This is a genomic window from Terrabacter sp. Root85 (genome assembly GCF_001429185.1).
GTDB lineage: Bacteria > Actinomycetota > Actinomycetes > Actinomycetales > Dermatophilaceae > Terrabacter.
The window spans coordinates 1-12,980 of the sequence record NZ_LMIW01000011.1 but is presented as its reverse complement, the minus strand read 5'-3'; the positions used below and the strand labels follow the sequence as shown (position 1 = coordinate 12,980).

Annotated in this window: 10 protein-coding genes and 1 pseudogene; 5 read left to right on the top strand and 6 right to left on the bottom strand. The window is 72.2% G+C overall.

Translation table 11 applies throughout. The features are described from left to right. The first annotated feature begins 29 nt into the window (after positions 1-29). A complete protein-coding gene (gene mscL, locus ASE25_RS16350; RefSeq protein ID WP_056826693.1) occupies positions 30-395 on the top strand; it encodes a large conductance mechanosensitive channel protein MscL in 366 nt (121 codons plus the stop codon). A gap of 178 nt (positions 396-573) precedes the next feature. Here the strand turns inward: mscL and ASE25_RS16345 are convergent, their stop codons facing one another. From ASE25_RS16345 to ASE25_RS16335, 3 genes are all read right to left on the bottom strand, one after another. After that, a complete protein-coding gene (locus ASE25_RS16345) occupies positions 574-1,017 on the bottom strand; it encodes a tol-pal system YbgF family protein (RefSeq protein ID WP_056826692.1) in 444 nt (147 codons plus the stop codon). A 66-nt stretch (positions 1,018-1,083) separates the two neighbouring features. Continuing rightward, positions 1,084-5,217 (bottom strand): AAA domain-containing protein, encoded by a 4,134-nt coding sequence (locus ASE25_RS16340; RefSeq protein ID WP_056826691.1) that lies wholly within the window; start codon positions 5,215-5,217, stop codon positions 1,084-1,086. Between the two features lie 96 nt (positions 5,218-5,313). Beyond that, the gene (locus ASE25_RS16335) at positions 5,314-6,138 is read right to left on the bottom strand and encodes a nucleotidyltransferase family protein (RefSeq protein WP_056826690.1); all 825 of its coding nucleotides are present in this window, start codon (positions 6,136-6,138) and stop codon (positions 5,314-5,316) included. Between the two features lie 122 nt (positions 6,139-6,260). Between ASE25_RS16335 and ASE25_RS16325 the strand changes: the two genes are divergently transcribed. The 3 genes from ASE25_RS16325 to ASE25_RS16315 all read left to right on the top strand — a co-directional run bounded on the left by ASE25_RS16325 (position 6,261) and on the right by ASE25_RS16315 (position 10,045). Beyond that, a complete protein-coding gene (locus tag ASE25_RS16325; protein ID WP_157623470.1) occupies positions 6,261-7,874 on the top strand; it encodes a DUF1800 domain-containing protein in 1,614 nt (537 codons plus the stop codon). An 8-nt stretch (positions 7,875-7,882) separates the two neighbouring features. Next, entirely contained in the window at positions 7,883-9,235 is a 1,353-nt protein-coding gene (locus ASE25_RS16320) for a DUF1501 domain-containing protein (protein ID WP_082622926.1), read from the top strand. Positions 9,236-9,304: 69 nt separating this feature from the next. Then, positions 9,305-10,045, top strand: a complete 741-nt coding sequence (locus tag ASE25_RS16315; protein ID WP_056826688.1) for a phosphotransferase family protein — start codon at positions 9,305-9,307, stop codon at positions 10,043-10,045. 21 nt (positions 10,046-10,066) lie between these two features. On the opposite strand, the gene ASE25_RS16310 is transcribed toward ASE25_RS16315, so the two are convergent. From ASE25_RS16310 to ASE25_RS16305, 3 genes are read right to left on the bottom strand one after another with little or no spacing between them, the layout of a single operon-like run. Next, entirely contained in the window at positions 10,067-11,056 is a 990-nt protein-coding gene (locus ASE25_RS16310; RefSeq protein WP_056826687.1) for an aldo/keto reductase, read from the bottom strand. Positions 11,057-11,100: 44 nt separating this feature from the next. After that, a complete protein-coding gene (locus ASE25_RS23665) occupies positions 11,101-11,223 on the bottom strand; it encodes a hypothetical protein (protein WP_255358415.1) in 123 nt (40 codons plus the stop codon). Between the two features lie 40 nt (positions 11,224-11,263). Then, the gene (locus ASE25_RS16305; protein ID WP_056826685.1) at positions 11,264-12,142 is read right to left on the bottom strand and encodes an aldo/keto reductase; all 879 of its coding nucleotides are present in this window, start codon (positions 12,140-12,142) and stop codon (positions 11,264-11,266) included. Positions 12,143-12,243: 101 nt separating this feature from the next. On the opposite strand from ASE25_RS16305, the pseudogene ASE25_RS16300 reads away from it, so the two are divergent. Beyond that, positions 12,244-12,882, top strand: a pseudogene (locus ASE25_RS16300) (helix-turn-helix transcriptional regulator); the annotation flags it as partial. Positions 12,883-12,980 lie beyond the last annotated feature (98 nt).

Below are 12,980 nucleotides of genomic sequence, written 5' to 3'. Positions count from 1 at the left end.
CCAGTCCAGGGGCACAGAAAGGGACGCGCATGATCAAGGGTTTCAAGGATTTCCTGATGCGAGGCAACGTCGTCGACCTCGCGGTCGCGGTCGTCATCGGCACCGCGTTCGCCAAGGTGGTCGACGCCTTCGTCACCGTCATCATGGACCTCATCGGCAAGCTCGGTGGCAAGCCGGACTTCTCGTCGTTCAAGCCGGGCGGGGTGGCGGTGGGTGCCTTCCTCACGGCTCTGGTCGGCTTCGTGGTCGTGGCGGCAGCCGTCTACTTCATCGTCGTCGTGCCGATGAACCACCTCGCCGAGCGCCGCAAGGCCGGCGTCGAGCCCGAGCCCGAGGCCCCCTCGGAGGAGGTCATCCTGCTCACCGAGATCCGCGACAGCCTCCGCGCCCGCTGAGTCGGACCACACGAACGCACGTCGAAGGGGCGGGAGCCGATGGCTCCCGCCCTTCGTCAGTCCCAGCCGTCACCTCGAGTGGCCGCCCGGCCCCACCCGTCACGTGTGACGACGGGGCCACTCGAGTGTGGGTGCACCCGTCACGTGTGGCGACGGGGCCACTCGACGGGTTGTCGGGTCAGGCGGGCCCAGCGGTGTCGACGGGGGCGGTGTCGGTGGTGGCGGTGGTGGCGGTGGTGCCGTAGGCCTCGGGGCGCTCGTAGTCGCCGAGGATCTCGGCGAGGGCGAGCGGGCGGGCGGCCTCGGCGTGCCGGCCGGCGCGCTGGAGGGTGCGACCGAGCAGCAGGTGCGCGTAGGGGTCCGTCGGCGACTGCTCGATGACCTCGTTGAGGGTCGCCTCGGCCCGGCCGAGCTGCGCCGACTGGAAGTAGGCGCGGGCGAGCATGAGCCGCAGGTCCGTGACGGAGTGCAGCACCGCGTCGTCCGCGGTCCCGGCCGTGCGCGACGACTCGACCTCGTCGACGAGCTCGGCCAGGGCGGTCGCGGCAGCCACGTGGTCACCTCGCTCGAAGAGACCCTGGGCCCAGGAGAGGCGCAGCGAGAACGGTGTCGTCGTGTTCATGAGGCCCACAACGCCCTACGAGGTGCCGGCATTCCGGCACGTCGCGCCGCCGTCGCCCGCGTCAGCTCACTCGTAGTGCGGGGGTCGCTGCTCCTCGAGCCAGCGGTCACCCAGACCTGAGCCCGCGGGGCGCTCGCCCCAGCCGAGGTCGAGCTCGTCGCTGCTGCGGCCGAGCGCCGCACCGGGCTCGCTCGCATCGGCGTCGGGCGTGCCGTCCGCGTCTCCGGTGCCCTTGCGGAAGACCCTGCGCCGCTTGCGCTTCGGGCGAGCAGCAGAGTCCGTCGTCGACGCGTCGGCTCCGTCGGAGGAGGCCGGGTCCGTCGCCGGGCGGGACGCTCCGGAGGCCGCGTCGGCACGCTCGGTGGTCCGGTCGCCGTCCGCCGCGCTCGTCGAACCGGCGCCGTCGTCGGGCGTCGACGCGGCCCCGTCGGTCGGCTCGACCTCGCGGGGCGGCGACGACGTGCGGGCGAGCGTCACGATGCGGGCGAGCTCCCTCGCTGGGTCGCGGAACACGTCGGTGCTCCAGACCCGCTCGTGCACCCAGCCGAGGCGGGCGAGCTGCTCGGGGCGCAGGCGGTCACGGTCACGCGTGCTGCGCAGGGCGGCATACCTGCTCCCGTCGGTCTCGACGGCGATGAGCGCGCGGCCCCGGTGGTAGGGATCCTCGACCGCGATGTCGATGCGGTGGGTGGCCGTGCCGTAGTCCTCGTGGACGGTGAGGCCCTGGCGGCGCAGGCGCTCGGCGAGGTCGTGCCGCAGCGGGTCGACGGTCGTGGGAGCGGAGGCGAAGAGGGTGTCGTCGTCGCCGACGCCACCGCGCCGCTCGGCGTATGCGAGGAAGTCGCGGAGCATGAGCGCGCCCCGGGCCTTGAGCCGCTCGGGGTCGAGGTCGATCGCGCGCAGCGCCGACACGACGGTCATCCGTGCGCGGGCTCGGGTGATGGCCACGTTGAGCCTTCGCTCACCGCCCTCGATGTTGAGCGGGCCGAAGCGGTGCAGGACCCGGCCGTGCGGCGTCTTGCCGTAGCCGATCGACAGGATGATGGCGTCGCGCTCGTCGCCCTGGACGCGCTCGAGGTTCTTGACGAAGAAGCGCTCGTCGCGGGAGTCGTCGAAGAAGGCGGCGACGTCGGGCGCGGTGCGCAGCGCCTCGGTGATCGCCTCCTCGAGGCGGTCGGCGTGCTTCATGCCGAGGGCGATGACGCCGAGCGACTCCGTGGGACGGGTGCGGGCATGATCGAGGACGAGCTCGACGACGCGGGCCACCTCGCCGTCGGTCGTCTCGATGGTGTCGACGCCCGGCTGCACGACAGCCTGGCCGTCGACCGGCTCGAACGTGACGGCCGAGTCGAGCGACGTGCCGGGGAAGGTCGTGAGTCGACCGTCGTACATCGTGTCGTTGGCGAAGGCGATGAGGCGCTCGTCGCGGCTGCGGTAGTGCCACGTGAGGTTGCGGGTCGGCAGGGCCGCGGCGAGCACGTCGAGCACCGACTCGAAGCCCTCGGTCAGGGTCTCGTCGGCGGGGGCGGCGGCATCGGACTCGTCGTCGGAGACGACGGTGAAGAAGTTCGTCGGCGGGAGCTGTCGCTCGTCGCCGGCGACGACGACCTGGCGGGCGCGCGAGATGGCCGAGATCGCCTGGGCGGGCTGGACCTGCGAGGCCTCGTCGAAGATGACCACGTCGAACCAGCGGCCCGGCGGCAGCGTCGACGCGACGACGAGCGGGCTCATCGCCCAGCACGGCTTGATCGCCGTCAGCGTGGACGAGGCCTGCGGCATCAGGTCGCGCAGCGGCTTGTGGCGGCGGGCCTTGCCGGCCTCTGCGCGCACGAGCGCCTCGTGGGCCGGGTGGTCGGCGAGGACCTCGCGGATGTTGCGGGCGACCGCGGCGCGCACCCGGTCGACGGTCGCCGACTGGTGGGCACGGTCGGCCTCGGCGAACTCCGCGACGTCGCGGCGCAGTCCCGCTCCGTCGTGGGCGCCGTACGCCGGGTCGCGGACGGTGATCTCCTGGGCGAGGGAGGCCCACCACACGTGCTCGACCTCGGCCGTGACCTGGTCGGTGGGGATCCCGCGGGCCGCGAGGTCGTCGACGACCGGGCCGAGCCCGGTCGAGCGCAGCTCGTCGAGCGCCGAGATGACCTGGGGCAGCACGGCGATCCGGTCGGGTCGGCTCGCGAGCCCGGCGAGCCGGTCCCGCAGGTCGCGCAGCGGCAGGGACGTCAGCGTGCGCCCGTCGGGCCCGACCTGGAGGCGGTCGTCGAGCCACTCGAGGTCCGCCGTGAGTCCGGCCAGCAGCGACAGCCCCTCGTCGAGGCGGGGCGAGATCTCCGGACGGCCGCCTCCGCCGACGAGCTCGAACCAGTGCTCACGCTGCTCGCTGGCCGACACGAGCTCCTCGTGGAGGTTGGCCGGCGGTCGACCGGGGCGCAGGAGCCGCTTGGTCTGCTGCCGGATCTTCCAGCGGTCGAGCCAGCCCATGTCGACGTCGCGGGCCTCACGCCAGTCACGCGTCGCCGTGGCGGCGATGTGCTCCTTGAGCGGGATGTCGAAGACCTCGGGCCGGAACACCTCGAGGGTCTCGCGGACGCTCGACATCGTGGCGAAGGCCGATTTCCAGTCCTCCAGCGAGTTCGCCTCGGGCACATGGGATTCCGACAGTATGCCGTTGAGCTGGCGGGCCGCGTCGTCGAGCCCGCTCGTGCTGTGGCGGGTCGTGACGTCGAGGGCGCGGGCCGCGTCGTCGGCCGTGAGGATGCGGGCGCCGAACCACGGGTCGTCACCGTCCCGCGTCCACGCCCCGAGCCCCGCGGCGTCGCGCAGCCGGCGGCCGAGCTCGACGACCCTCGGGCGGCTCAGTCCGGCGAGGTCGCGGCTGCCGAGTCGGACGTGACACGTCGGCGGAGGCGTGCGCGTGCCGAGCTCGACGAGTGCCTGCTGCGCCTCGTGCGCGGACACACCCCACGGGTCGCGCACGGCGTGGAGCGCCTCGACGTGCTTCTGCAGGCGAGCTCGGCGGTCGCGCAGCGTCGCGGTCGTGCGATCGGTCTCGGGAGTGTCGTTCTCGACCGCGGCGTCCAGGCTCTTGGCGAACTGCTGGGCGGTCGCGCGCTTGTTCGTCGGCCCGTCGTAGGCGTCGAGCACGAGGTCGCCGAGCCCGAGACGGTCGAGGCGGCTGAGGACGGCGTCGATGGCGGCGCGCTTCTCGGCGACGAAGAGGGTCGACTTGCCCTCGGCCGCGAGCGAGGCGATGAGGTTGACGATGGTCTGCGACTTGCCCGTGCCGGGAGGTCCCTTGACGACGAGGTGGGCGCCCGCGCGTACGGCGTCGATGGCCGCGTGCTGCGAGGAGTCCGCGTCGAGGACGAGGTATTCGTGCTCCGGGTCGGGGTCCGGGTCACTCTCCGGCAGGCGCAGCCGCACCGCCGCGAGCGCCGACTCGTCGCCCGCGAGCGCCGCGACGACGTCGTGGTTGGCCAGGGTGTCGCCCTGGAGGGCGAGGTCGGCGACCATCGGCAGCTTGGCGTAGGAGAAGGTCCCGAGGACGAGCCGCGGGGTGATCTCGAACTCGGGCACGCGCTCGCACGCGTGGCCGAGAGCGGCATACACCGGGTACGGGTCGAAGCCGTTGCCCGCCGTGGCGAGGTCGGCGAGAGCGTCCCCGTCGATCTCGATGCCCTGCTCGGAGCGGAGGTACTCGCGCAGGACGGGGTTGAGCTCGGCCTCGGGGCCGAGGTCGATCTCGAAGTCCTCCTGGGCGGCGCCCGTCGGACGCAGCACGCACGAGCGCAGCAGCACCGGCGAGGCCGGCGGGCGGGCGGCGCGCGGCACGGACCACGTCGCCATGCCGATGGCGATGAAGCCGGCCGCGATGCCGCGCTCCTCGTGCAGCTCGAGGGCCTTGGACCGGATGGCGCGCGCGCGGCGGCGGGCCTCCTCGAAGGCCGCGGGCTCGCGCACGAGGTCCGACAGTCGCGTGCGACGACCGGCGAGCAACATCGCGACGCCGCCGGGGTGCGCGGTCGTCAGGTCGAGGGTGCCGGAGGGCAGGTCGCGGTACCAGAGGAGCGTGTTGCGCCCGCCGAGGTCGACGAGCGTGCGCTGCCACGTCCTGACGGCGGCCCTGACGCGGTCGGCGCGTGGATCGCCCGAGGGCGACTCGGCCTTGGGGGCAGGGTCGGTCCTGAGGGCGTCGGTCATTCCAGCAGGCTAACGAACGAACCTTCGCGTACCCGCCACCGACAGACCACCGCGCAGAGGAATCCGTGCTGCGGCGGCCGGTGACGTGCGCTCTCGTCAGCGGTCGCCGAGCACGGCGCGGGTCTCGCCGACGAGGCGGGCCACGGCAGCGACGGCAGCCGTGAGGGACTCCTCGGTGGCGCCCAGCGCGCCCAGGGCGAGGGCGGCGTCCCGCGAGAACCCTTCCGGCGCCGCGGGCAGCGTCGCGACCGCAGGCACGAGCCCCTTCTCGTTCGTCACCCAGCGTCCGGCGTCCGAGTGCAGCGCGTGGGCACACAGCAGGACCGCTCGGGCGAGCGCCAGCGACACGTACGTCGTGTCCGCGCGCCGGGCTCCCTTCTCGGCCGCGCCGACGAGGAAGTCGGCCTCCCAGAGGGCGCCGACCATCGCGTCGCGCAGGGCGAGGGGGTATGCCGTCACGGCCGTTCGCAGGGACGCGAGCCGACCGGCCGGGTCGGCCAGAACGACCCCGGTGGCCAGCTCGGCGGCATACGCCACGTCGAGGAAGCCGAGCGGGTGACCTGCCTGGGAGTGGAAGGCGAACTCACCACGAATCGCTCGATCCGCCTGTGCTGCAACCCGATCGACGTCGCGCAGGATCCAGTCGACGGCGGTGCCCTCGACCTCGAGCCAGCCACCGGCGTCGACCCACGGACCCCACGTGCCGGGCTCCCCCACCGCGACGTCGCGCCCTGACCACCGGCTCGCGAGACGTGTCAGCTCGGCGGTGTCGGGCACACCCTGGTAGTAGACGCCGAGGTCGACGTCGGAGGTGGGCAGCGCGTCGCCGCGGGCGCGACTGCCGCCGAGCACGACGCCGAGCACCCCGTGCACGCCGGTCAGCTCGTCGACCATCCGGCGCAACGTCTCGTCGGTGATCATCGGGCGGTCCTCGGCATGGGCCGGACGCTACCGGAGCCTCGTCCCGACGGCCGGATCGGGGAGCCTGACCGAAATGTCCGATAACGGAGTCAACGCCCGGTCTGGTATGTACCGTCCCTCGCATGACCGCTCACTCCCCCGAGTCGCCGTCGCCCGCCCGGCCGTCGGCCGCAGCGCCGGCGCGCCGACGCGTGCTCTCCGGGCTCGGGGGCGGCGCAGCCCTCGCTGTGGCCACCGCGACGACCGCGTCCGCGGCACCCACGTCCGCGGCAGGGGCGCCCGCGACGGCCACCCCCGCGGTCATGGCCGCAGCCGTCACGACCGACCCCGTGCTGCACCTGCTGCGACGCGCGACGTTCGGCCCGACGCCGGCGCTGGTCGCCGAAGTGCGCACGACCGGGACGACGGCCTGGCTCGACGCCCAGCTCGCCCCGTTGACCAAGGTGCCCGACACCGCCATGGACACGATGCTGGGGCGCTGGACCCGCCTGGGCTGGAAGACGTGGGAGGTGCGCGAGCGCCTCGAGGGCGGCGACACGTGGACCGTCATGATGGACCTCGTCGAGGCGCACCTGGCCCGGGCCCTCTTCTCCCGCAGGCAGCTCCTCGAGACCGTCGTCGACTTCTGGACCAACCACCTCGTCGTCACGGTCCCGAGCAGCGAGGTCTGGGACAGCTCGCACCTCTTCCAGCGCGACGTCATCCGCAAGCACGCGCTCGGCAAGTACTCCGACATGCTCAACGCGGCAGCGCGGCACCCGTCGATGCTCAAGGTCCTCGACAACGCCGACAGCACGAAGAAGGCGCCGAATGAGAACTACGGCCGCGAGCTGCTCGAGCTGCACACCGTCGGCGTCGGGAAGTTCACCGAGGCCGACGTCAAGATGTCGGCACTGGCGCTGACCGGTCTCAGCGTCGACTCCGAGTCGGGTCTCTACTACTACCGGCCCAACCGTCGTCACGTCGGGACCGTCAAGGTGCTCGGCTGGAGCGACCCGAACGCGACGCCCGAGAACGGCAGCGCCGTCGCGACGCTCTACCTCAACTACCTGGCGAACCACCCGGCGACGGCGAATCGCATCGCCACGAAGCTCGTGACGCGCTACGTCTCCGACACGCCGCCGGCCACTCTCGTCACCAAGCTCGCACAGGTCTACCTCGCGAACGGCACTGCCATCGCTCCGGTGCTGCGAGCCCTCTTCCTCTCCCCCGAGTTCGTCGCCTCGGCCGGCCAGAAGATCCGCACCCCCTACGAGGACGCCCTCGCGTCGTGCCGCATCCTCGGCCTGACCCCCGAGCCGGTCCCGGCGGCCGGGGTGACGAGCGACCTGCGCGGCCTCTTCTGGCAGATGGGCACCTTCGGGCAGGCACCGATGGGGTGGCCGGCTCCGAACGGCTATCCCGACGTCGCCGCCGCCTGGAACGGCGCGTCGAGCACGCTCAACCGCTGGAACTTCCATCTCGGCCTCGCGGGCAACTGGACGCTCAAGGCGATGAAGCGCCCCGACGTCACGACGCTCGTGCCGACCCCGCTGCCGACGACGTATGCCGCCCTCGTCGACGCGCTCGCCGCGAAGCTGCTCATCACGCTGACGACCGCGCAACGCGACGCGATCTGCCGGTTCGTCGACCACGCCCCCGGCGACGCCCTCAAGGCGGGTGCTGCGGCCGTGACGTGGCGGCTCCCGTCGATCGTCGCGCTCCTGCTCGACTCCCCCAACTTCGCGACCCGCTGAGGACGACCATGACGACCCATCCCGCGACCGCGTCCACAGCCCCGTCCCTGACCCAGTACCCGGCCGAGTCCGGCGTCCCCCCGGAGGGCTGCGGCTGCCCGCAGGGGCAGGCCCTGACCTCGCAGGTCTCCCGCCGCACGTTGCTCGCGGGCGCGTCGGCCCTGGGAGCGCTCGGCGCCGTCATCGGCACCGCCGGCCCCAGTGCCGCCACGCAGCTCGCCTTCGCCGGGACGGCCTACACCGGCGACACGATCGTCATCCTCAGCCTCCGCGGCGGCTTCGACGGTCTGTCCGCGGTGGCCCCCGTCGGGGACCCTGCGTACTTCGCGGCGCGGCCCGCGATCGCGATCCCCGCGTCGCGGGCGATCAGGCTCGACAGCATGTTCGGGCTGCACCCTGCCCTCGCGCCGCTCAAGCCGATCTGGGACGCCGGCGGACTCGCCGCCGTGCACGCGGTCGGCCAGGTCAACCCGACGCGGTCGCACTTCGAGGCCATGGCCACGATGGAGAACGCCGCGCCCGGCTCGACGCTGCGCACCGGCTGGCTCGACCGCATGATCGGGCTGAGCGGACCGGTCTCGACGTTCGCGTCCGCGTCGGTCGGATCGGCGACGACACCGCAGTCGATGATCGGCCCGAACCCCGAGGTCGCGATCCGCACCGTCGACAGCTTCAGCCTCAGCGGCGCCAGCACCCCGGATGAGCAGACCCGCTGGACGACCGCCCTCAACGCCTTGTATGCCGGGGCGCCCGCCGCGCTCGCGGCACCCGCGAAGGCGACGCTCGGGGCGCTCTCGACGATGTCACCGCTCAAGGCCGCCGGCTACACCCCGGCCAACGGGGCGGCATACCCCAAGGGTGCCGTCGGCGACGCCCTGCGCGACCTCGCTCGCCTCATCAAGGCACGGATCGGCCTGCGGGCGGCGACGGTCGACGTCGGCAACTGGGACATGCACTCCGGCCTCGGGTCCAGCGACTCGGGCTGGATGTTCCGCCAGCTCACCGAGCTCGGCCAGGCGCTCGCGGCCCTCAACCAGGACCTCGGCGCGCAGATGAGCGAGGTGACCCTCGTGACGCTCAGCGAGTTCGGTCGCCGCGTCGCGCAGAACGGCTCCGGTGGACTCGACCACGGCCACGGCAACGTCTCGCTCGTCATGGGTGGCGGGGTGCGCGGCGGGCAGGTCTACGGGCGCTGGCCCGGCCTCGCGGCGGCCAACCTCGACAACGGTGACCTCGCCGGGACGACCGACTACCGGACGATCCTCGCCGAGGCGCTGGAGAAGCGGGCGCAGCTGTCGTCGTCGACGGTCTTCCCGCTGCTCGCTGCCGACCGTCTCGGGATGTTCGCCGCCAAGGCCTGACCCTCGCCGACGCACGGCCGTCCGACAAATGGGTGGGGGGCGCCCTCGCCCTGCGCCAGACTGGCCGACGTGGACGAGGTCGAGGTGGTGGTCGCCCATCAGGAACGCGCGACGCTGCGGGTGGGTGACGTGTTCCTCAAGGTCGACGCCGATCCGGCCCGCACCGAGGCCGAGCTCGAGGCGATGACGCTGGCGCCGGTCCCGACCCCGGAGGTCCTGTGGTGCAGGCCGTCCGTGCTCGCGCTCGCTGCTCTGCCCGGGGTGGCGCTCGGTCGCCTCGGCGAGCCGTCGACCGCCTCGGCCGCGGCGTGGGCCGCGGCGGGTGCGGTCCTGCGCGTCCTGCACGACGCGCCGCTGCCGCCGTGGTCCGGGGCCAGCCTCGACGAGAAGGCCGCGAGCCTCGACGCCGAGTGCACGTGGCTCCTGACGAACGACGTCCTCCCGGCCGAGCTCGTGACGCGCAACCGTGAGCTCGCCGAGTCCGCGCTGCGACCGTGGACGCCGGTGTTCATGCACGGCGACCTGCAGGTGGCCCACGTCTTCGTCGAGGGAGACGAGATCACCGGCATCCTCGACTGGTCCGAGGCGGGTCGGGGCTCAGCGATGTACGACCTCTCGAGCCTGACCCTCGGGCACCCCGAGCACGTCGCAGACGTCGTCGACGGCTACGGCGCGGATGCCGTCGACCTCGACGTTGTCCGAGCGTGGTGGTCCCTGCGGAGCCTGACGGCGATCCGCTGGCTCGTCGAGCACGGCTTCGACCCGGCCGCGCCCGGGTGCGAGATCGACGTGCTCAAGGCCCAGCTCTGAGGCTGCGGCTCGGCGACGCACTCAGCGGTCGATCATCCGCTGCATGGCCTCCGGGTAGCGGTCACCGTGGACCTGCACGCTGGACGAGGCGGCGTCGAGCTCGGCGAGGTCCTCGTCCGTGAGGGTGAGGTCTGTGGCACCGAGGTTCTCGTCGAGGCGCTCGAGGCGCCGGGTCCCGGGGATCGGCACGACCCACGGCTGCTGCGCGAGCAGCCAGGCGAGGGCCACCTGACCCACCGTGGCGCCCTTGCGATCGGCGACCGCGGTGACGAGGTCGACGAGGGCGAGGTTGGCCTGCAGCGCCTCCCGCTCGAAGCGCGGCAGGGAGGCGCGGATGTCGCCCTCGCCGAACTCCGTGGCGGCGGTGACCTTCCCCGTGAGGAAGCCCCGTCCGAGCGGACTGAACGGGACGAAGCCGATCCCGAGCTCCTCGAGGGCGGGCAGGATCGCCTCCTCGGGCTCGCGCCAGAAGAGGGAGTACTCGCTCTGCAACGCCGTGACCGGCTGCACGGCGTGGGCACGGCGGATCGTGTCGACCCCGGCCTCGGACAGGCCGAAGTGGTGCACCTTGCCCGCCTCGATGAGCTCCTTGACGGTGCCGGCGACGTCTTCGATGGGGACGTCGGGGTCGACGCGGTGCTGGTAGAGCAGGTCGATGGCGTCCGTGCGCAGTCGTCGCAGGGAGCCGTCGACGGCGGCGCGGATGGCGTCGGGTCGGCTCGTGACGCCCGTCTGGGTGCCGTTCTCGTCGAAGGCGAAGCCGAACTTGGTGGCGATGACGACGTCGTCGCGGACCGGCTGCAGGGCCTCGCCGACGAGCTCCTCGTTGTGGAAGGGACCGTAGACCTCGGCGGTGTCGAAGAGGGTGACGCCCCGGTCGACCGCGGCACGCAGGAACGTCACCATCGCGTCCCGTGGTGGTCGCGGGCCGAAGGACTGGCTCATGCCCATGCAGCCGAGGCCGAGGGCGGAGACCTCGAGGCCTCGGGTGCCGAGAGTGCGCGTCTTCATGTGGGTTCTCCTTTGGTCGCGTTCGTGGTGGAACTCGTTGGTACTCAGAGCTGCCCGGCCGGTCGCAGGAGGATCTCGTCGATCGCGAGGTGGCGGGGCCGGCAGGGGGTGAAGGCGATGACGACGGCGACTCGGCTCGGCTCGCTGGTCAGGGGTGTGGTGGTCATCGGGGTCTTCTCGCTCGTGGTCATAGGGGTGCGGGGCGGCTCAGGCCTCGGGGATGGCGCGTCCGAAGGTCTCGAGCGTGATGTCGGCCGGCTCGGGGCCACCGCGCGTGCCGGTGTCGAGGGCGTCGATCGCGCTCAGCTCGTCCTGGGTCAGGACGAAGTCGAAGACGTCGAAGTTCTCCGCGATGCGGTGCGCCTTGGTCGACTTGGGGATCGCGGAGCGTCCCTGCTGGAGGTGCCAGCGCAGCATCACCTGGGCGGGCGTCTTCCCGTGGGCGTCGGCGATCCCGCCGATGACCGGGTCCTGGAGGGTGCTGCCGTGGCTGCCGTCGCGGTAGAAGGTGATGCCACCGATCGGGGACCACGCCTGCGTCAGGATCCCGTGCTGGGCTCCGAGCTCCTGGACTGGCTTCTGCTGGAAGTAGGGGTGCAACTCGATCTGGTTGACCGAGGGCACGACCGTCGCCGCATCGAGCAGGGCGGTGAGGTGGTCGACCATGAAGTTGCTGACGCCGATGGCGCGCACCTTGCCGTCCGCGAGGAGCGACTCCAGCGCCCGGTACGCCTCGAGCGTCGTGTCGAAAGCGGACGGGAGGGCCTGGTGCAGGATCAGCAGGTCGATCTGCTCGACGCCGAGCTTGCCGGCGCTCTTGTCGAAGCCGTGCAGGGTCTCGTCGTAGCCGTAGTCGCTGATCCAGATCTTCGTCTCGAGGAAGACCTCGTCACGGGGCACGCCGGAGCTGCGAACGGCCTCACCGACCTCGCGCTCGTTGCCGTAGGCGGCGGCCGTATCGATGTGCCGGTACCCGGTCGCGAGCGCGGCCTCGACGGCGGCGCGCGTCTCCTCCGGAGGGGTCTGGAACACCCCGAGTCCGATGGCCGGCATCTCGACCTCGTTGTTCAGCTGCAGTGTCGTCATGTCCTCGACCGTAGGCGGGGGCCCGTGCCGGTGGCAGTGACGGCCTTGACCGGTAACGCCAGCCCCTCCCTGGGCCCGAGCCCACGGCATACGGTCGGGGCATGGACAACAGGGCCGAGGTGCGCGACTTCCTGACCTCCCGCCGCGCGCGGCTCACCCCGGAGCACGCGGGTCTGACGCTCTACGGGAGCAACCGTCGGGTCAAGGGCCTGCGACGCGAGGAGGTCGCGGTCCTGGCCGACGTCAGCACCGACTACTACACGCGCCTCGAACGCGGCAACCTCTCCGGGGTGTCCGAGTCGGTCCTGGAATCACTGGCGACGGCGCTCCAGCTCGACGAGTCCGAGCGGGTCCATCTCTTCGACCTCGCCCGGGCAGCCAACGCCGGCAACCGACGGCGACGGACACCGGTCAAGGAGCAGCTGCGACCCGGCATACAACGCATTCTCGACTCCCTGTCAGCGCCGGCCTACGTCCGCAACAACCGCCTCGACCTGCTCGGTGTCAACGCACTCGGGCGAGCCCTGCTGACCGACCTCTACGACGGCGGCACGACACACCCCAACCTGGCGCGCTACCTGTTCCTCGACGACCGCTCGAGGGACTTCTACGCCGACTGGACCAGGGTCGCCAAGGACGTCGTCGCGTCCCTGCGCCTGCAGGCGGGCCACACGCCGTACGACCGCGGTCTGACGGACCTCGTCGGCGAGCTCTCCACTCGCAGTGAGGAGTTCCGCACCTAGGGCGTGTCTCCTGAATGTGGGCACGGTCGGCTGTGATGGTTGATGCATGTCGCGTTCTGCCGTGCTGACCGATGCTCAGTGGGAGCTGATCGAAC